Annotated in this window: 21 protein-coding genes and 1 riboswitch; of the genes, 3 read left to right on the top strand and 18 right to left on the bottom strand. The window is 36.6% G+C overall.

Features of this window, described 5'->3' with window-relative positions; genetic code table 11:
- Positions 1 to 117 precede the first annotated feature (117 nt).
- A complete protein-coding gene (locus tag JR050_RS07580; protein WP_204201818.1) occupies positions 118 to 1,236 on the top strand; it encodes an IS110 family RNA-guided transposase in 1,119 nt (372 codons plus the stop codon).
- A gap of 724 nt (positions 1,237 to 1,960) precedes the next feature.
- On the opposite strand, the gene JR050_RS07585 is transcribed toward JR050_RS07580, so the two are convergent.
- The gene (locus JR050_RS07585) at positions 1,961 to 2,482 is read right to left on the bottom strand and encodes a ribonuclease FAU-1 family protein (protein ID WP_239454201.1); all 522 of its coding nucleotides are present in this window, start codon (positions 2,480 to 2,482) and stop codon (positions 1,961 to 1,963) included.
- 142 nt (positions 2,483 to 2,624) lie between these two features.
- Between JR050_RS07585 and JR050_RS07590 the strand changes: the two genes are divergently transcribed.
- Both JR050_RS07590 and JR050_RS07595 read left to right on the top strand, forming a co-directional pair.
- Entirely contained in the window at positions 2,625 to 3,329 is a 705-nt protein-coding gene (locus JR050_RS07590) for a nucleotidyltransferase domain-containing protein (protein WP_346726724.1), read from the top strand.
- A 59-nt stretch (positions 3,330 to 3,388) separates the two neighbouring features.
- Positions 3,389 to 4,549, top strand: coding sequence for an aminotransferase A (locus tag JR050_RS07595; RefSeq protein ID WP_204202920.1), 1,161 nt, complete (start codon positions 3,389 to 3,391; stop codon positions 4,547 to 4,549).
- 39 nt (positions 4,550 to 4,588) lie between these two features.
- Here the strand turns inward: JR050_RS07595 and JR050_RS07600 are convergent, their stop codons facing one another.
- The 17 genes from JR050_RS07600 to JR050_RS07680 form a co-directional block, all read right to left on the bottom strand.
- Positions 4,589 to 4,918 (bottom strand): ATP-binding protein, encoded by a 330-nt coding sequence (locus tag JR050_RS07600; protein WP_204202973.1) that lies wholly within the window; start codon positions 4,916 to 4,918, stop codon positions 4,589 to 4,591.
- On the bottom strand, positions 4,919 to 6,400 hold the full coding sequence (locus tag JR050_RS07605) for a PAS domain S-box protein (protein WP_204202921.1): 1,482 nt from the start codon (positions 6,398 to 6,400) through the stop codon (positions 4,919 to 4,921).
- A 553-nt stretch (positions 6,401 to 6,953) separates the two neighbouring features.
- Positions 6,954 to 7,937: a quinone oxidoreductase family protein gene (locus tag JR050_RS07610; RefSeq protein WP_204202922.1), complete on the bottom strand. Its 984-nt coding sequence runs from the start codon at positions 7,935 to 7,937 to the stop codon at positions 6,954 to 6,956.
- Between the two features lie 36 nt (positions 7,938 to 7,973).
- Positions 7,974 to 8,162, bottom strand: a complete 189-nt coding sequence (locus JR050_RS07615) for a 2-phosphosulfolactate phosphatase (RefSeq protein WP_204202974.1) — start codon at positions 8,160 to 8,162, stop codon at positions 7,974 to 7,976.
- Between the two features lie 33 nt (positions 8,163 to 8,195).
- Complete coding sequence (locus tag JR050_RS07620; protein WP_204202923.1) at positions 8,196 to 9,269, bottom strand: phosphotransferase family protein; 1,074 nt, start codon at positions 9,267 to 9,269, stop codon at positions 8,196 to 8,198.
- Positions 9,270 to 9,901: 632 nt separating this feature from the next.
- Positions 9,902 to 10,465, bottom strand: coding sequence for a TetR-type transcription factor C-terminal domain-containing protein (locus JR050_RS07625; protein ID WP_204202924.1), 564 nt, complete (start codon positions 10,463 to 10,465; stop codon positions 9,902 to 9,904).
- Positions 10,466 to 10,499: 34 nt separating this feature from the next.
- Entirely contained in the window at positions 10,500 to 12,116 is a 1,617-nt protein-coding gene (locus JR050_RS07630; protein ID WP_204202925.1) for a long-chain-fatty-acid--CoA ligase, read from the bottom strand.
- Positions 12,117 to 12,212: 96 nt separating this feature from the next.
- Positions 12,213 to 12,986 carry an SDR family oxidoreductase gene (locus JR050_RS07635; protein ID WP_204202926.1) on the bottom strand — a complete coding sequence of 258 codons (774 nt, stop codon included), beginning with the start codon at positions 12,984 to 12,986 and terminating at the stop codon, positions 12,213 to 12,215.
- A 30-nt stretch (positions 12,987 to 13,016) separates the two neighbouring features.
- Positions 13,017 to 14,228: an acyl-CoA dehydrogenase family protein gene (locus tag JR050_RS07640; RefSeq protein ID WP_204202927.1), complete on the bottom strand. Its 1,212-nt coding sequence runs from the start codon at positions 14,226 to 14,228 to the stop codon at positions 13,017 to 13,019.
- Between the two features lie 502 nt (positions 14,229 to 14,730).
- The gene (locus tag JR050_RS07645) at positions 14,731 to 15,246 is read right to left on the bottom strand and encodes a GNAT family N-acetyltransferase (RefSeq protein WP_239454193.1); all 516 of its coding nucleotides are present in this window, start codon (positions 15,244 to 15,246) and stop codon (positions 14,731 to 14,733) included.
- A gap of 8 nt (positions 15,247 to 15,254) precedes the next feature.
- Complete coding sequence (locus tag JR050_RS07650; RefSeq protein WP_204202928.1) at positions 15,255 to 16,025, bottom strand: aminoglycoside adenylyltransferase domain-containing protein; 771 nt, start codon at positions 16,023 to 16,025, stop codon at positions 15,255 to 15,257.
- Entirely contained in the window at positions 16,022 to 16,420 is a 399-nt protein-coding gene (locus tag JR050_RS07655) for a VOC family protein (RefSeq protein WP_204202929.1), read from the bottom strand. Before JR050_RS07655 ends, JR050_RS07650 begins: the two co-directional genes overlap by 4 nt.
- Positions 16,420 to 16,806 (bottom strand): nucleoside 2-deoxyribosyltransferase, encoded by a 387-nt coding sequence (locus tag JR050_RS07660; RefSeq protein ID WP_204202930.1) that lies wholly within the window; start codon positions 16,804 to 16,806, stop codon positions 16,420 to 16,422. Before JR050_RS07660 ends, JR050_RS07655 begins: the two co-directional genes overlap by 1 nt.
- Before the next feature lie 74 nt (positions 16,807 to 16,880).
- Positions 16,881 to 18,242, bottom strand: coding sequence for a diguanylate cyclase domain-containing protein (locus tag JR050_RS07665; protein WP_204202931.1), 1,362 nt, complete (start codon positions 18,240 to 18,242; stop codon positions 16,881 to 16,883).
- 56 nt (positions 18,243 to 18,298) lie between these two features.
- A riboswitch (cyclic di-GMP riboswitch) is annotated at positions 18,299 to 18,388 on the bottom strand.
- A gap of 161 nt (positions 18,389 to 18,549) precedes the next feature.
- Positions 18,550 to 18,726, bottom strand: coding sequence for a hypothetical protein (locus tag JR050_RS07670; protein ID WP_204202932.1), 177 nt, complete (start codon positions 18,724 to 18,726; stop codon positions 18,550 to 18,552).
- 79 nt (positions 18,727 to 18,805) lie between these two features.
- Complete coding sequence (locus JR050_RS07675) at positions 18,806 to 19,369, bottom strand: HAD-IA family hydrolase (RefSeq protein ID WP_204202933.1); 564 nt, start codon at positions 19,367 to 19,369, stop codon at positions 18,806 to 18,808.
- Between the two features lie 3 nt (positions 19,370 to 19,372).
- Entirely contained in the window at positions 19,373 to 20,236 is an 864-nt protein-coding gene (locus tag JR050_RS07680) for an NAD(P)-dependent oxidoreductase (protein WP_204202934.1), read from the bottom strand.
- Between the last annotated feature and the right edge of the window lie 119 nt (positions 20,237 to 20,355).

Below are 20,355 nucleotides of genomic sequence, written 5' to 3' on the forward strand. Positions count from 1 at the left end.
GAGTTATCATGAACGAAACTAGCTCCTTACTCGTAACATCGTAGGTTAATTTGGTTAGAATGTTTACTGGTAAAAACAAACCAAATCAGAGCTACATTACGGAAGGAGCTAGTTATTATGAAGGATACCATAAAATATGTAGGTTTAGACGTATCAAAAGAAAAAATTGCAGTTGCGATCGCGGATGAGGGGCGAGAAGAGCCGAGATACTGGGGAGTAATTCCTCACACACCAGAAGCAGTTAGGAAATTAATAAATAAACTTGGAAACACCGAGACTCTTCGAGTCTGTTATGAAGCCGGTCCAACTGGATACCCACTATATAGATTATTACTTTCCCTAGGTGTTCATTGTGATGTGATAGCCCCATCTCTCATACCTAAAAGACCAGGTGAACGTATTAAGACAGATCGTAGAGACTCTATTCGACTGGCTCAGTTATATCGAGCAGGAGAATTAACTAACATCTATGTTCCAAACGAAGAGGATGAAGCTCTCCGTGATCTTGTAAGATGTCGTGAAGATGCAAAAGAAGATGAACTTAGGGCAAGGCACCGTTTGAGTAAATTTTTGCTTCGTAATAACATTAAGCCACCGTCAGGTGTGAACAAATGGACGGTCAAATATCGTAGATGGCTGGATGCATTAAAATTTGAAAGCTCCAAACTACGTGTGGTCTTTCAAGAATATTATCATCAATTGAAAGAGCTAGAACAACGAATTTTAAGACTAGAGGAAGAAATTAGAGTTCAGGCAACGGAGGGCGTACACGCCCCAACCATTCAAGCCTTACAATCACTAAGAGGTGTAGCTCTTATTACTGCGACTAGTCTTGTAGCGGAGATAGGTTCTTTCAAACGTTTCTCATCACCAACACAATTAATGGCCTATATTGGTTTAATACCAAGTGAATACTCAAGTGGTGAAAGAAGAATACAAGGGAGCATCACAAAAACAGGGAATCGTCATGTACGACGCTTATTAGTAGAAGCTGCATGGAGTTATCGTTATCAACCGTCAGTTAAAGGAGAATTGATGAGACGACAAAATGGACAGTCCCCCACTATTCAAGCGATATCCTGGAAAGCACAAAACCGACTTCATAAAAAGTATTACCGATTATTATCAAGAGGAAAAGAAAGTGGAAAAGCAATTACTGCAGTTGCCAGAGAATTAGCTGGTTTTATTTGGGCTATTACACAAGAGGTAGAAGAAGTAAAAAACGCTAGTTTTTGATCTTACAAGTTGTCATGTTACGGTGATATAGGTATTATTGATCCATTTTTTATGTATGGCTTTAATTTCACACGAATAATTTACGAAGAAAGATAGATGATTGAGAACAGGGCTCGAAGGCAAAGAAAAAAACCGGAAAGGAAAACCCACGTGGCCTCCTCTGTGCTATATCTAAATAGATTAACGCACGTGCCGAGTTAGTGGATTAGTCCTTTATACGGAAAGATAAAATGTGAAAACCCACGGATATCAGAGCGTAAACCGCAGTAGAGATTTTTGCCTTCGTGCCGTGTTCTTAACTTCTATTCAAGTCAAAAAAAGGAGAAAGGAACAGATTCCTTCTATAGCTTAATGGAGTCTCTCACTTCTTTGTATGACAGTCAAGGAGACCACTTGACAGACATACAAAGAAGTGAGAAGTGGTCAGTAAGCTAAAGAAGGAGCTATTCTAGCCAGAATGGCTTGCTAACTAACAAAATCAAGAAAAGAAGCCGTAAATAGCTTCTCTTCTTAGAGTTGGTCAAAAGACAATCCAAACCTGGTGAAGAGTGGGAGCCTTGACAGTTTCGTTCATATCAGGAGGCTCACCGCCCACCCCGCGGAAAGCGAATGCCATGGAGCGGAAATCACTTAGTTATACAGATATACATTGAAATAAGAAAAGACCGTAGAAAACTCAAAGTTATTCGAGTTTGTCTACAGTCTGAGATAGGAGAGTAATCTCCTATCTTTTATTTATGATTTCTGGCTCATTTTCCATTAAATAAAGCGAATGACTTTCTAGCTTATTTATAAGTTTATTTGCAACATGATACGCATAATCAAATTCCTTTTTCGTGATGATACCCAACTTCAAAGCAGCATCAAGCTCATCTTCATCAACTAAGCACCACGTACCATTCGGAAAAACAATAATATCGAGATACAAGTCTCGATACCACGGGATATCTTTTTCAGTGACACCATGGTTAAGGCAAATATCAATATACCATTGTATAACTTCCCTTTCCTCGTTCTGCATGACCGTAACCGTATAGGACTCTCCTTTTGGAAAATATTGAACCCACGTATACCCCTCATCTGCAAGTTTTAAGTTTCGTTTGTTGTAGTTTACTGTTAGTGGTTCTTTTACTTTAACTATCTCAAATATAGACACCCATCCATGAAAATAGTATCCTTTTCTATTAAAGGATCTCCACGATTTTTCCGTAATTCTCTTCCAATCTTTTCGGTCTGCATATTTCATTTTCAAAAAAGAACCAACTCCTAACAACTAAACTACTTAAATATGATATTGTATGTATATTATGAAATTTCTATCAACATGTTAGAGAATTCCATTTTAACATAAGATGGAAAATTACGTCCAAATGAATAGGAGAATGGTTATGAGATTATCCCCTATTGAAGCAGCTACTGCTTTTATCAAAACTCACTTCCCGACCTGTGATGGTGCTATACTTGCTGGAAGTGTTGTACGAGGTGAGTATACCTCTACTTCTGATCTAGATATTGTTGTTTTTGACACTTCCATACAAAGCTCCTATCGTGAATCATTAACTGCTTATGAGTGGCCAATTGAAATATTTGTTCACTCCTTTGACTCTTACAAGGAGTTTGTTAAACAAGATGTGGAAAGAGGACGGCCAAGTCTACCACGCATGCTGGCTGAAGGCACCCCTATAATTGATCATCCACAACTTAGTTTGATTCAAGAGGAATCAAGAGAATTGCTTGATGCCGGTCCTATTGAATGGTCTCAGCAAACTATTCGTATAAAGAGATATTTTATAACCGATTTAATCGATGATTTAATCGGCAGCACGAAGAGGGCCGAAACAATTTACATAACGAATACACTCGTTGAACTGTTACACGAATATATATTACGTACAAACAACCAATGGATTGGCTCTTCAAAGTGGATAGATCGTTCGTTACGTACATTTGATGAAGAATTAGCGGATGAATTTTTGAGAGCGATGGAAGAAATCTATATTAATAATGATAAGAACTGTCTTATCACATTAGCTGAAAAGGCATTATTGCCACACGGCGGATTTTTATTTGAAGGCTTTTCATTAGGAAAGTAGTGAAAAAAATGAAAGAAGTGATACAATAAAACCACAAATATAATAGGAGAGATCATTCGGTGGAGCATTTAATAAATAATACTATAAAAAGCATTCAAATTTCTGGGATTCGTCGTTTCTTCAACATGGTCCAAGAATATGACAATGTCTTGTCCTTAACAATTGGTCAACCAGACTTCCCGACTCCTCAGCATGTAAAAGATGCTGGTATTGAGGGAATTAACCATAACTATACAACCTATACACATAATGCGGGTTACCTTGAATTACGAATTGCTGCTGCAAAATTTGTGAAAGAAAAGTATGGTTTAGAATACAATCCTGAAAACGAAGTCATTACGACAATTGGAGCAAGTCAAGCAATTGATTGCGCATTCAGAACAATTCTTGAAAAAAATAGTGAAGTCATCTTACCTGGACCTGTTTATCCTGGATACGAACCAATTATTCATATGTGCGGAGCAAAACCAATTCATGTTGATACGAGACATAACGGTTTTAAACTAACAGCAAACTTAATTGAACAACATTTAACAGAAGATACAAGATGTATCGTCTTGCCTTATCCATCTAATCCGACTGGTGTGACATTATCAATCGAAGAGCTAGAAGAAATTGCAAATTTATTGAAGGATCGAGATATTTTTGTACTATCTGATGAAATCTATAGTGAACTTATCTTTGAAGGTTCACACCATTCTATTGCTACTATTGCAGGTATGCGTGAAAAAACAATTGTCATTAACGGTCTTTCAAAATCACACTCGATGACGGGATGGAGAATTGGCTTTCTATTCGCTCCTCATACAATTGCAAAGCACTTACTTAAGGTTCATCAATACAACGTTTCATGTGCTCCAACCATTTCTCAACGAGCAGCGATCGAAGCACTCTCCAATGGTCAAGACGATGCGATCGTTATGAGAGATACATATAAGGATCGAATGGAATATGTATATCAAAGATTGACGAATATGGGTATTGATACGGTTAAACCAACAGGTGCCTTTTACTTTTTCCCATCGATTAAAAAGTTTGGAATGTCATCTTTTGATTTTGCCTTATCTTTAGTAAAAGAAGCAGGTGTAGCACTTGTTCCTGGGGATGCTTTCTCGGATTTAGGGGAGGGATACGTGAGATTGTCCTATGCTTATTCAAAAGAAACGCTAAAAGAAGCATTAGATCGTATGGAATATTTTATTAAAAAACGACAATGTTAAATACAAAATCGCCTTGTCTACTCAGACAACGGCGATTTATTACTTTCTAGGTAATTCAATTTTTAATGTAGTCCCGACATTTTCTTTACTTTCTATTGTTACAGAACCTTGGTGATTTTCAATAATTCTATAACTTACCATTAGCCCTAAGCCTGTACCATTTTCTTTTGTTGTTACAAATGGATTTCCTAACTTTTTCAAAAGATCTTCTGGAATACCGCAGCCTTCATCCTTGAAAAAGAGACATATGCGATGATCACTTATTTCCTCTACCGCAATTGTGATGACTCCACCTGTAGGCATTGCCTCTATTGAATTCTTAATAAAATTAATAAAGACCTGCTTTAATTGATTTTCATCACACCTGATTTATTCATTTATAATTGAGCTAGAAAATTCAATTCGTATATTATGTAAAATAGCTTGAGTTTCAAGCAAGCAAATGACCTCTGAAACGAGTTGGGTAATATTTGTTTCCTGGAACGAACTTTCATGTGGTTTTGCTAGCATAAGTAGTTCGCTTAAAATCATTTCAATGCGATTTAATTCTGAAGAGATAATATCGTAATAATGTTCCTTTTCAATGACACCAGACTTCATTAACTGTACAAACCCTTTGATTGCTGTCAATGGATTCCGAATCTCGTGAGCAATTCCAGCCGCTAGCTGTCCGGCAATGGATAGCTTTTCTGATTCTAGCATTAGCTTTTCTGCTTCCTTACGGTAACTAATGTCACGAATGATAATTTGTACGGCCTTCTTTTGTTGGAATGTTATCGGAATGGCTACAATTTCGGAATACACCTTTTCTCCGTCCAACGTTTGCCATACTCCCTCTGATATTTCATCTTCACAGTCTTCTTGTAGGACATAGTTTAGTTTTTGCTTTAACGCTTCATGGTAGTCGGAGTGGAGAAAATCAAAAACAGGATTACCCACGATATCTAGATAGCTGCTTGCACCAAATAATTGCACACCCGAATCATTAATAAAAACGATTGTATCGTCTAAAATTACTGCAATCGTGTCGATTGAGTTTTGAACGAGTCTTCGGTATCTTTCACGACTTGTTTGGATTACCTCTTGGAACTGCTTTCTCGAAGAAATATCATTAATTACGACATATTCATAAATTTCATTTTGAATAATGGTACGACTTGACTTAATTTCAACGTGAAGCTCTTCTCCATTAATACGTTTCCATTTTTGCTCAATAATCCCTACAGCTTTTCCTTCTCTTATTAATTTAATTCGATTTGAAACAATGTCTCGATAATCTTCTTGTACGAATTCTAATACTGACTTCCCAATCCATTCCTGGCGATTTGTAATTCCTAAGAGCGTTGCATTTTCTTTATTCATGTAGACATTACGTCCACATCTATTAATCATAACTCCAAACGGTGCCTCTTCAAGTAGCCAAAATAATGAATGCTCATCCTTCATTAAAACTTGTTTCGGATATGAAGGTAGAGGTGCAACTGATAGTTGATCAACGATGTGACCTTTAACTGCAGGGAAAGGTTTTATATTTAATATAATTTCAATAATATCTTTAGATTCATTCAGTACTTTTTGAATATGTAATTTTACCCAGGTGACGTGTCCTTCTCTTTGAATAAAGCGACAGTTACACTGTTTCTCTTCAGGAACATGAAAATAACTTTCTACTAAATAAAGATCCTCTTGATATATATAATCTTGTATTCTTGTTCCTATTATTTCTCCTTGGTCATAATGCAATAGGTGCTGACAGGTAGACGAACTGTATAATATATCACCATTTAACTTACAAGACATAAATAAATTTGTAGCTGTTAGTGTTGAATTAGTTATGGATTCGTTCATCATACAAGTATTGGTGTTCCCTCCTGTCCTTTGTAACTAACAGTTACTATGACTGCTTTGAAACTGCCTATCATAATTATACAGTAATTTTGTTATACAGTTAACAAAAAAAGTAAATTAGGAGATTTCAACATACTAAAAGAGGCTGGGACATAACTAAATAAATCATCCTCAAAGGCGAATAATATCTAAATTATTCTACCTATTAAATATTATACATTTTTCGTACCATTTGTTTATTAATCAGTTAAGTGGAAGCACTAGTTCGTTCCATTGCGCTGCAGACACTCGCTTTCCGCGGGGAGGAAGCTGATGGTTATTTTCACTATCGTGAAAAAACCTACCTCCTCGGCTACGCCTGCGGGGTCTCAGCCTTTCCTCTACTTCCCGCAGGAGTCGAGTGTCTTCCGCTCCATTCCACTAGTTCTTAAAAATAGTATGCGAAATCAAACAAATCTATTGAAATCAAAAAATAAAGACCCGAACTATTAGGTGCAAGATACTGCCTAATAGTTCGGGTTTATCATTGGCTGGAATACTTATATCTCAGCCTCTTTTACGGAACTAAAATTAGCTTGCCATGTGTTTTTCTTGATTGCAGTAGTTGGTGAACATTTGCTGCTTCATCGAGAGAATAAACTCCACCGATAATTAGCTTTAACTTTCCTTGCTGTAAATAGTGAAAAAGCTCTAGTAAACTACTTTGCAATAAAGCTGGCTTTTTCATAATTTGAGGTAAAAAGAAACCGATGACCGATTGGTTTCTTGCCATTAATAGATTCGGATTTAACGAACTTTGTTCCCCACTAGCAGCTCCATAAACAACGAGACGTCCAAAGGCTGCTAAAGTACGGAGTGTATCATTAAACATTTTTCCTCCTACCATCTCAAGAGCTATGTCTACTCCTTTTCCGTTTGTAGCTTCACGGACTTGGTCTACCCAGTTGTCTTCAGTGTAATTAATTACTACGTCCGCTCCTAGTTCTCTTGCCAACTCAAGTTTTTCAGACGAACTGGCAGTCGCAATTACTTTACCCGCTCCAAATAGTTTGGCAAGCTGGACAGCAATCGTTCCCACACCACCTGCTGCAGCATGCACTAATACTGTCTCGCCTTCCGTTAATTGTCCCATCGTTTTTAGAATATGGAATGCACTTAACCCTTGTAGAGGCAGGGCGGCAGCTAGATTATAATCCATACCATTTGGTAGTGGGATTAGGCCCATTTCATCTGCAATTGTATATTCTGCATAGCCAGTTGCTTTTTTTGAACCAAGTAACGTTACCACTCTTGTTCCAACTTTTACGCTAGTTACCTCATCCCCAACTTCTGTTACAATACCTGCAACTTCTGCACCAGGTACAAAAGGTAATGGAGTTGGTACAACATATTGTCCTTCTCTTCTTGCTGTATCAGCATAATTAACACCTATAGCTTTTATTTCAATTACAACTTCATGACTTTTCGGAACAGGCTTTTCTAAATCTATTAATTGGAGAACTTCTGGTCCCCCGTATTGTGTGAATTGTACAGCCTTCATTGCAATTTTCCTCCTTACGCATTTTCAATTGTTTTCTTATTGCGAATTGGTAAAACAAATTACTTCTGCTTCCTTACTAGCTGACTTCTCATCGATAACAGGTATGACCGCTTTGGCTCCAAAATGCAAGGCAGCTGTAATCGTTGAAGTAGCTAATAATACATCAATAACAAAGCATATTTTTCCATTCACGAGCACTTCTTCATTAATCTCTTCCTTTTTCATCACAAATGAACTTTTACTAATCCACTCTCCACTTTAAGATCCTTTTCTACTTTGTAGTGCATGAGTAATTAACGTTGATACGAAAATATGAAAATTAGCAAACCGAGGATCATTTGTTTGACCTTGCTTATATCGATAATAGATTTGCTGACAAATAGTAGCTAATTTAAAGTAGGCAAAAGTTATATAATAATCTATATTCGCTAAGTCTCTACCGCTTTTCCTGGCATATCTCTCCACAAATTCTTTTCTTGAATAAAAGCCCTTTGTCGCTGTGACAGATTGTTTCCCTAGCCCTAGTTTAAGTAGTTCTGGGTCATCATCTTGAATCCAATAGCTTAATGCTGCCCCTACATCTGCTAGTGGGTCTCCTATTGTGGTCATTTCCCAGTCAAATAGTCCTACCATCTTCGTAGGTGAATCAAAGGAGAACATCGCATTATTTAATTTGTAATCATAATGGATAATAGTTGAATTAGGTGAAATAGGAATATTTGTTGCCAGCCATGTTGTTAACTCTTCTACTCCTTTAATATCATCTGTTTTTGCCCTCACATATCGACCAATCCAGCCATGGACTTGTCTTTCCAAAAATCCTACAGGATGAGAAAGTTCCTGTAACTTTGTACCATTATAATCAACTTCATGAAGTGTTACGAGAGTATCCACCATCTCCTCTGATATTGCACGGTAAAACTCATCGTTTATTACGATCTCTTTAGGAAATGATGTATCGTACACAAACCCCCTTTTTCTCTCCATAATATAAAACTGGCTACCTACAATACTTTCATCATTACTAAAAGCATATGGCTTTGGTGCAAATGGAAATAAGGAATGTAAATCTCGCAAAATTGAATGTTCTCGTTCCATATCATGTGCCTTTGGAGCAACCGGTCCTAGTGGTGGTCGCCTAAGTACAGCCTCCCAATTTCCAACCTTTATTTCATAAGTTAAGTTGGAATGCCCTGCACCAAATTGTCTAATTTCTAGTTGGTCATTATTAAGCTCAAAGTGACTATGTAAAAATTCAAGTAATCTCTCTTCATTTAGCTGTTCTTCCTTTCTAACAGGTATGGTATCTTTAAACTCATTTAGTTGATTCATATTTTCCACCTGCTCTCTTTTCATCATTTTTTCAGTCTATTACACTACTATTAAATACTAACCGGTTAGTATTTATCTGTTAGTCTTTAAATAAGGCTGTTTTCGCATACTTTGTTGCTATTTTTACAAAAAAGAATTTATTTTAGGTCCGTTGATTTCCGCTTCAGGCACACGCTTTCCGCGGGGAGGGATCTGATGGTTATTTTCACTATTGTGAAAAAACCTACCTCCTCGGCTTCGCCTGCGGGGTCTCACGATTCCCTCTATCTCCCGCAGGAGTCGAGTGCCTTCCGCTCCAATCAACTCAATGTTTTAACAGAGCTATCCAAATAGCAACAATCTTTACGAAATGAGCCTGAAATAAAGACTCTTATTAACAAACAATATTAATCTTTGTTACAGGTGTTTGCTTTCCACTGGGTAGTTTCAGTAGTATTTGTGCATGCGAGGGGTTCACCTAAGACAAAGGAATTCACTTTGTCATTTGTCCCGCTACTCCCATGCTTGCAAAGGATGTGCTGACCTCCCCAAGTTTGCCACAGGACAGGGTAGACTTGAGGAGGTTTTTACTCACAACCTAAATATAATAATTGTAGGAAAAGGGGACAATACTCCTTTTCCTATTGATTGTTTTATATACTTATCCCTTTTAAAACCATATCGGTAAATATTTTCGCAACTTCCTGATCAGACTTCTTTCCATTTGGCTTAAACCATTGATAACTCCAATTGGTCATTCCTAAAATTCCAAATGAAACGATATCTGAAGATAAATCTTCATGAAATTCTTTTTTATCTTTTCCTTCCTCAAGTAATTCTTGTAGGTTATTCCTAAATATCTCACGCTTCTTTATTAGGTCCTCTTTATGCTCTTCGCTTAAATTTTTCATTTCACGGAAAAATACGCGTGCACTTTCACCTTGAGACTCAATGATCGAGATGAGCATAAACACGATTTCATAAAGCTTTTCCTTACAGCTTTTATTACGTTCTTTTAATATTTGATCTTGTCGCTTCAGGACATCGTCAATATATCCATTGTGAATATCCATTAACAATTCCTCTTTACTTGTAAAGTAATAATAAAATGTGCCTTTTGTAACATGTAAATGGTTTACAATATCTTGAATAGAAGTTTCGGAAAATCCATTTTTCTCGAATAGTAGAATGGCTTGTTCAGTGATCTTCTCCTTCACTCTTTCTTCCTCACAATCTTACGTTCATTTCCATTTAGTTAGAACTTATTACATTCTCTTCTTTTATCACACGACGTAATATTTTCCCCACACTTGTCTTAGGTAGCTCTGTTCGAAACTCTACAATTCTAGGAATTTTATAAGCTGACATATTCTCTTTACAATATTGGGTAATTTCATCCGATGACGCTTCTTTACCGGCCTTTAATACAAGGACAGCTTTCACTGTTTCACCACGGTATTCATCAGGCACGCCCACTACCACTGCTTCTTGCACTGCTGGGTGCTCATATAGGATTTCTTCAATATCACGAGGATAAATATTAAAACCTCCCGCAATAATCATGTCTTTTTTGCGATCTACAATTGAAACATAACCCTCGTCGTCCACACGAGCAATATCTCCCGTATATAACCAGCCATCTCGTAATGTATTTGCGGTTTCATCGGGCATGTTCCAATATCCTTTCATTATTTGAGGGCCACGAATGATTAGTTCCCCAAGTTCACCTGGCTTTACCTCTTCTAACCCCGCTGCTAGATCAACTACTTTGTACTCAGTTGATGGATACCCTATACCAACAGTCCCTGGTTTACGTTCTGCAAAGGTTGGATTACAATGAGTTACCGGAGAGGCTTCGGATAATCCATACCCTTCTAAAATTTTCGCTCCAGTTTTCCTTTCAAATTCCTTTAATAATTCAACAGGCATCGGAGCACTTCCACTATTACAAATTCGAATCGTATCGATACCGTATTTTTCTGCTTCAGGGTGATTGGTCAAAGCCACATACATTGTTGGTACACCTGGGAAAATGGTAGGACGTTCCGCTTTTATCGTATTCAATACTTCCTCTATATCAAATTTTGGTAATAGAATATTGGTAGAGCCAGTCAAGATGTTATAGTTCATACAAACTGTCATTCCGAAAACATGAAACAATGGAATTACTGTTAAGCATCGCTCTTCTCCATGCCTAATATCATCCTTAAAAAATTCAGCAGATTGATAAATATTCGCAATTAAGTTGCTGTGAGTTAACATCGCTCCTTTGGATCGTCCTGTTGTTCCACCTGTATACTGCAAGACCGCAACGTCCTCTTGAGGATTGATTTCAACAGGAGTTACTTTCCCATTTCCTGTATGCATAAACTCATCAAAGGTCTTATCAGGGGCAAAGCTGTGCTCCGTTGGCTGAAGGCTTACAACAATTACATTTTTCACATATGTCTCAGATTGAATCGCTTTTAATCTTGGAAGTAATGCATCAAATATGACAATGGACTCAGCACCTGAATCTTGTAGAATGTATTGAAGTTCTCTTTCAACAAGCATAGGATTGATTTGTGTCACAATGCTACCGGCAAGAAGTGCTCCATAATAGGAGATGACATATTGAGGACAGTTCGGTAGCATAATGGCAACACGGTCCCCCTTATTAACATTTCCTTGCTGCAACGCTGAAGCAAATGCATTTGTTAGCATTGATAACTCTGTATAGGAGATTTTTTTGTGATAAAAACTAAGCGCAGTGTTTGTTGGAAATTTGGTAGTAGATTGTTGTAGTAATTCTGGAAGGGAAATAGTTGGGATATCAAGTTCAGTTGAAATATGATCAGGATAACAGTTTAACCATGCTTTTTTACTCATTTTTTACATTCCTCCATTATTTTAATAGTTTTATAGAAGGATGCTTAAGTCTAGGGTGACATGTCTATTTGTTACCATTCATAGCATTACATAGCATTACATAGCGTGAGTACCACCATCGACGACAATGACGTTACCTGTTACAAAGTCTGATGCATGTGAGGCTAAAAATACTGCAGCACCCTTTAAATCATGTTCGGAACCGAATCTACCTAATGGTGTTGCTCCAAGAATTTGCTCTTTTCCATGTTCGATTAAGATTTGAGACATTTTCGTTGGAAAAAATCCAGGTGCAATTGCATTGACATTAATATTATATTGCCCCCATTTCACTGCTAAATCTTTTGTAAAGGTTATTACTGCGCCTTTACTTGTGTTATATCCAATCGTATCCATATACCGTGGATCAGTACCACCCAACCCTGCAACAGAGGAGATGTTAATGATTTTTCCTGACTTTTGCTCAATCATTACTTTCCCGACTTCTTGAGACATTAAAAAAGTTCCTGTTACATTAACCTTCAGTACCTTTTCCCATGCTTCAAGCGGCATCGCGGCTGCTGGAGCTCCCCATGTTGCACCGCTATTGTTAATTAAAATATCGATTGCACCAAATTCATCAATTGTTCTTTTTACAACATACTTTACATCTTCAGGATTTGTAATATCACATTTTAATGCGAGTGTTTTAACACCAAGCTCATTTAATTTCCCGCTAACTTCCTCACACGCTTCTACATTCCTCGAGCACACAACTACATTTGCCCCAGCTTCAGCAAAACCTGTTGCGATTTGTTCGCCAAGACCTCTTCCTCCACCTGTAACGATGGCAGTCTTTCCAGTAAGAGCAAATAGTTTCATAACATTCATTCGTTTTGAGTTCCCTCCTCGTTTCTTCCATTAGTCTCTATATTTACGAAGTTCGAGCTTTGCAATTTGTGCCTTATGAACTTCATCAGGACCATCAGCTAAACGTAATGTTCTTGCATTCGCCCAATTGGCTGCTAAAGTAAAATCATCACTTACCCCCGCTGCACCTAATGCTTGTATCGCACGATCAATAACGTTTAAAGCCATCGTAGGTGCAACTACTTTAATCATTGCAATTTCAGTTTTTGCTTCTTTGTTACCTACAGTATCCATCATATAAGCAGCCTTTAATGTTAATAATCTTGCCTGCTCAATCTCAACTCTTGAATTAGCAATCCATTCATGGACAACACCTTGTTCTGCAAGCCTTTTACCAAATGCCACTCTATTTTGAACACGCTTACATAATTGTTCTAGTGCACGTTCTGCAGTTCCTATTAATCTCATACAATGGTGGATCCGACCTGGACCTAACCTTCCTTGTGCAATAGCAAAGCCTTTGCCCTCGCCCCAAATCATATTTTCCTTTGGAACTTTTACATGATGAAACGTAATCTCTGCATGTCCGTGTGGAGCATGATCATAACCGAAAACTGGTAATAGTCTTTCAATTTTCACTCCATCAGTATCGAGTGGGACGAGAATCATTGATTGTTGTTCATGTTTCGGTGCATGAGGGTTACTTTTCCCCATCACAATGGCGATTTTGCAACGTGGATCGCCAGCCCCTGAAGACCACCATTTACGCCCATTTATGACATATTCATCTCCCTCACGAGTAATACTTGCTTCAATATTGGTAGCATCAGAGGAAGCAACATCGGGCTCTGTCATAGAAAAGCAAGATCTAATCTCACCTTTTAGCAATGGAGCAAGCCACATACGCTTTTGTTCTTCGGTTCCGTAACGCGCTAAAACTTCCATATTCCCTGTATCAGGTGCATTGCAATTGAAGACTTCAGGACCAATTATGGATCTCCCCATAATCTCACATAAAGGGGCATATTCTATATTCGTTAGTCCAGCTCCATATTCACTTTCAGGTAAAAATAAGTTCCATAAGCCTTCTTTTTTTGCCTTTTCTTTTAACTCTTCCATAATGGGAGGTACTTGTGCCCATCTGTTTTCTTGTCCATTTAATTGTTCTTCAAACAATCGTTCATTTGGGTATACATGTTCTTCCATAAAGCTCGTTAGTTTTTCTTGAAGCATTTTCACTTTATCAGAATATGAGAAATCCATTTCTATCCTCCTTTACAAAACTAACTAACTGGTTGGTATGTAACATATTTTCATCATACTATTTTTATCAGAAAATTCCAAGTATTCATTTTAATTGCACTTCCTTTTATTAAACTTACTATTTGGTTATGAAATCTATGATAGTTGCTTAGAAAAAATAGAAAAAGAGGCTGGGTCAAAAGCATTTTCGGCGAAGAAAAATCCGAACAATCAACTCAAATTCGTTTAATAGGATTTGAATGAGTTCGGATTTTTTTATTTATTTTGTTAGAAACTACGTTTTGTTTTAAGGTATGTTCTAGCTGTTAATTGGAGTGCAAGACGAAGACTCCTGCGGGAGAAGCGAGTTAGGTGAGACCCCGCAGGGAGGAACGACTGAGGAGGCTCACCAACACCCCGCGGAAAGCTAAGTCTTGCACGGAAATTAACAGCTGTATTAAAAGCCTATCTAATTTGAAATCGTTCGTCTCTAGATATCGTGTTTTAGTTTTGTCCTAGCCTCCTATCCTTCTATTAACGAATTTATATTTGGCCAACCAAATGCAATTTCTTGATGTTTTTCTTTACCGATATCAATCTGAGCAGTTGCAACCTTCACTGGTTTGAATGATTGGTAAAATTGAACGGATGGATTTTTTGATAGAACCCAAACTAATATCGACTTGAAATTTCCTATTTCTTTCATTTCTTTTGAGAAAGCTTGAACTAGTTTTTTCCCGATTCCACATTTTTGGTGCTGCTTTAATATATAGATCGCATAAAGCTCACCATCGTAACCGTACTCTTTTGTTCGTTCTTTTCCACCACTAATAAAACCTACTACTTGGTGATCAACTTCTGCAACCCAAACAAAATTTGGACTTGATAAAGCTTTCATCCAGAGTTTTTCACGCTCTTCATATTTTAAAGTTGATAGATATTCATCCGAGACAATTCCTTTATAAGTCGTTTTCCAGCTATTAACATGCACGATTGCCATTTGCTGTACATCTTTTAATTCTGCTTTTCGAATATTCAAGGTATTTCTCACTCCTCATCAATATTACTAGACTTATATTGCTCAATGATAGAAACTAGGAAATCTAGAGTATCTTTAACTTCTTCAGTTATTGTAAAATTAACACCATTATGATAAGAGTGAACTGCATCCCATACTACTTCTGTATATGGAGAAGCTAATTTGTCTGTTGCCCATTCCCCACCCTCTAACTTAGATACAAGTTTACCTTCTGCGAGAAACATCCAAACTCTTGATAAATTTAATAAATAGTAAACTGGTTCATTTTTATAATGAATTGTTGCATCTTGAATATCTCGTAAAATAGAGTCTTTAAAGTGTTCAACTGGAACACCGCTAAACACACTGTTAATTGGAGAGCCATATAAACAAATACCTTTTTCAAGTAATACTGATATATGTGCCGCTAAATCATAGTCAACTAAGTTCTCACACATTTCTCCATTATATTTATATGTTTCAATATAACTTGAACTTGCATGTAACTCGAAAGGTGTCGGATATATAAAGGGATTCACTGCATCTTTCGTAACAATACTCATTTCTAAGCCCTTCCTTGGTGCTTCTGCTGATAATTCTACAAGAAGATTCATCATTGCTTCTTTTACACTTTTCGTAAGTTTCTCTTTCACAACTACAAGATAATCAACATCACTCATTGAAGTTGCACACCCGAATGCTATGGAACCATGTAAGTAAATTCCTAGCAATTTATCGTTCAATACAGCCTTATGTGTTACAACCAACTTTTCTAACAACGTCTTAAATCTTGTATTCATGAAGCTACAACTTCCACTTTTATTCTGTCCGGGTCCTCAAAGAAGAGCGCATAATACTCTTGTCCTCCAGCAAAAGGGTAGCGTTCTTCATATAGCAAGGTACACCCTCTCTCTTTTACAGCCCTGGCAAACTCATCCACTTCTTCCTTCGTGTTTACATGAAAGGCTAGATGATTTAACCCGACGCCTTTGCGATGATAAGGATTTTGTTTATATTTTTCCTCAACCTGAACAAACACAAGGTAGGTATAATCTAGTTTATAGCTTTTTCCCTTCTCCCATTGTTGATATTCTTTATATCCTAATTCTTTTAAAAACCAATCCCAAAATTGTAGGCTCTCCTGTAGGTTAGATACATACAATTCAAGATGATGTATAGCGCCTCTCTTTTTCATTACACTACTTCCTCTTCTACTTTTATTAATAATTCATTAATATTGTCTGAAATCATCGTTACTCCTTCTATATGATAAAATGTACACGATGATAATGGATCGTTTATTCTGAATTCAGTATATATGTATACAGGTTTATTCATCCCTATTGCTATTCCAATTTCAATATGAGTACCCTTTCCTCCAGGCAACAAAGCAATTAATACATCCGCTTCTTGAACCCCTTTCTTCTCAGCTTCCCCGATGATAGATAATTTTTCGAATGAATCGGCGTTGTCATTTTTTGTCCAGTCGTATGTATGATGATGACCTTTTTCGCATAGAACCATCGATACTTGCTGAACTGTTTCTTTATTTTGAAGACCTGATGCAATATAAAATTTCATTTCTTCTGCTCCTTGTCTTGCTTTCTCAATTCATGAAAAGAGAAAGAAAAAATATAAACCACGTTGTCACGTGGTTAAATATGATACGTAATTACATTGTTTTTACCGTTGTCTTTCGCCCAGTACATGGCTTTGTCTGCCTTTTCGAATAACGTCTTTATATCTTCACCGTCTCTAGGAAAAATACTAATCCCAATAGAAGGAGTGATGGTTATCACCTTTCCTTCAATTATAAACGGTTTACTCATTTCTTCTAACAAATTTGTTGCAATTGAGTGTGGGAGATCATCATTTGACTGAGGGATTATAACCGCAAACTCATCTCCACCCCATCTTGCTAAAAAACAATTCTTTGGAAGGCAATTATTTATTCGTTCAGTGACCTTTACTAAAAACCAATCTCCCGTTTCATGTCCATATTCATCATTGATCATTTTAAAATTATCTAGATCAATGAACAATATGCTAAAAGAAGTTTGATTACGTTTCGATTCTACCATTAGCTTTTCGAGTTTTTCTTTTAATTTTCGTCTATTAGGAATTCCTGTTAACGGGTCATGATATGCCATAAATTTAATTGTTGCTTCTGCTTCTTTTCGAACCGAAATATCCCTTGATACAATCACAATTTTACTCATATAATCGTGCTCATCCGTTACTAAAACACCTTTTGACTCTACAGTAATTTCAGTGCCATCCTTTTTTAATAACCTACACTCTCTAATTAGAGTTGTATCACAATTTTTTATTTCATCTAAATAGTCATCAATCCACTCTTGGTCTTTTGGATGTAGGAAGCTTCTAGCTCTTTGACCAACTAACTTATTTGGAGGATATCCAAGTATTTGTTCATGAGACACTGATGCAAAAAGAATGAATCCTTGTAAGTCTATTATTGTAATTAGATCTGAAATATTATTTTCTACTAAGTGATAAACCTCTTTATACAAAGTCTCTTGTTTTCTTTCAAAAGCAAGATTAACTAAATTGATAAAATGTTGAATGATATCTTCTTCATACGATGTAAGGTTGCGGTCTTGTTGGAGGAGTAAAATGAAAGTTCCTTGCTGACTTTTATCTATTGATATTACTTGTTTAAACCAACAAGCCGGATAATCTAGTTTTCTATCTATAGGGAAGAAAAATCCCTCTTCCATGTCAACTATTATCCATTCTTTCATCGAACTGGAGCTTTGGTTAGCTAACTTCGTAAGATTGTGGATGAATTCAACCGGACAATCTGAAAATGCTTCACCAATTATTTGATTACTAGTGTTAACGTGAACAACAAAGTGAAATCCCGGTAATAACTCTTCTAACCTTTGAACAATCGTTGAAATAACTGCCTTGAACGGTGCATTTTGTACAAGCATTTTTAGTACAGTGTTTTGTGCATTTAACAATGCTTTATCCGATAAACAAAATGTATTCTCCACTTAATCCCCTCATAGATACAACAAAAAAACATCCCGTCCTACAAGATGTCACTTGTAACGGTAACTGGCTGACATTACAACGTTTGTTGTATTAAGTCCCTATAGTTTTGCGTCACCATGTTTCCATAGCTTTGCCTTTTTCATTGTATGATTTTTTCGTTACTAATCTACTAAGTTATAATTATTTAAATAGTGACAAAAGTACTACTATTTGTAAATTATTATAGATGTTTTCCATATTTTATGCAACAGAAAAGTCAACACATAAATCAAGCATGCGAGTTCCTGTAAACTCGCATGCTTCTTATTATCCTTTATATTCGCCGTTATTTTTTGCTGCTTTTTCTTTTTTTGCTTTTTGCTTATGCTTTGCATTAGTATCAGTACTACCAAGTTCATGTGAAAACTCAGAGTCAATTACACTAGAGTCAAACCCTTGTTTATTCTTTTGCTGCGGATCATTCTTCTTCGTTCTCTTTGCCAAGATTTCTCACCCCTTTACATATTTTCATTAGTTTTTGTTTTTCAACACGAAAATATGCTCTGTAAGATATGAGGGCAAGTTATTCCGAAAAGAGAATATGAAATTCTTTATAAGATTGTAAATAATAATCTGCACCTGCAGTATTGTTTTGAAATAAGCATGTTTTCAATCCAATTTCTTTTGCAGGTAAAATATCAATTTCTCTATCACCAATTGCTAAATTCAACTTATGTTTTTCATGTAAATAACGATAAGAACTAGCATTCGGCTTTCGTGGAAAATTATCATCTGCAGTTACCATATCAGTAAAATAATCATATAACCTATGGTAAGTTAATATATCGATAACTTGCTGCTTAGACTTATGAGTCATGATGACATTCGTGTCGGCACGTTGTAAAATGTCCTCGACAAATGGGAATGGACTTACCGAATCTACAGAAATTTGATCACATTCAAAACGAAGTTGTTTTTTTTGTTGTTCTGTTAACTGAAAGTGAGTTTCTGCTTGTGTAAAAGATACTTTCATCTGCGCTAAAATCTTATCAAGTGGAATATGTTCACCTGCTATTCGTTGAAAAACCCTCGTATATACAGGGTATGTATCAATAATTGTACCGTCAAAATCCCATAATATATTCAACGTCTATTCCCTCCATAATTTATACAAAGCCTGTGTCCCGCTGTTTTCCTCACCTAATGCCACTAGTTTGTCATAAAGCTGCTTTGCTAAGGTTAACCCAGGGACATTTACTTTCATCTTTTCCGCTTCTTCAATTGCAATTTTCATATCTTTAATAAAGTGCTTCACATAAAAACCTGGTTCAAAGTTTCCTTGTAACATACGTGGTGCTAAATTTGATAAAGACCAACTACCAGCTGCACCCGCTGAAATGGACTGTAATACCTTCTGAGGATCCAAACCAGACTTTTCTGCATAGACCATTGCTTCACAAACGCCAACCATGCCACTTGCAATCGCAATCTGATTACACATTTTCGTATGTTGTCCTGCTCCTGCTTTCCCTTGATACACTATATTCTTCCCTAAGATACGAAGAACAGATTCCATTTTATTAAATGAAGCTTCGTCTCCACCAACCATAATCGTTAATGTAGCATCTCTTGCTCCAATATCGCCCCCAGAAACTGGAGCATCTAAAGAAGATATTCCTTTTTCTTTCGCTTGTTCGTAAATTGTTGCTGCTAAAGTTGGAGAAGAAGTTGTCATATCAATCACATATGTACTTGATTCCGCATTAGCAAGAATACCTTCAGAACTTAAATACACTTCCTCAACATCATGAGGGAAGCCCACCATTGTAAAAATGATCTGAGACTGCCTCGCCACTTCCATTAATGAACACCAATTTGCTCCAAGTTGAACTAATTCGTTAGCTTTTTCCTTTGTACGAGTATAAATATTTACTTTATAACCCGCATTCAATAAATGCTTAACCATACTCTTTCCCATTACCCCAGTACCAACAAAACCGATAACCATCTCCATTACTAACTCCACTCCTAGTATTTTTATTTATATATTACTACTTTCAACACAAAGTATCACTTGTTAAACTATTATGTTGATTTACTTGCACCAGGTACGAAAATTACCTTAAATAAAGG

This window comes from Bacillus suaedaesalsae (genome assembly GCF_016890225.1).
GTDB lineage: Bacteria > Bacillota > Bacilli > Bacillales > SA4 > Bacillus_BS > Bacillus_BS suaedaesalsae.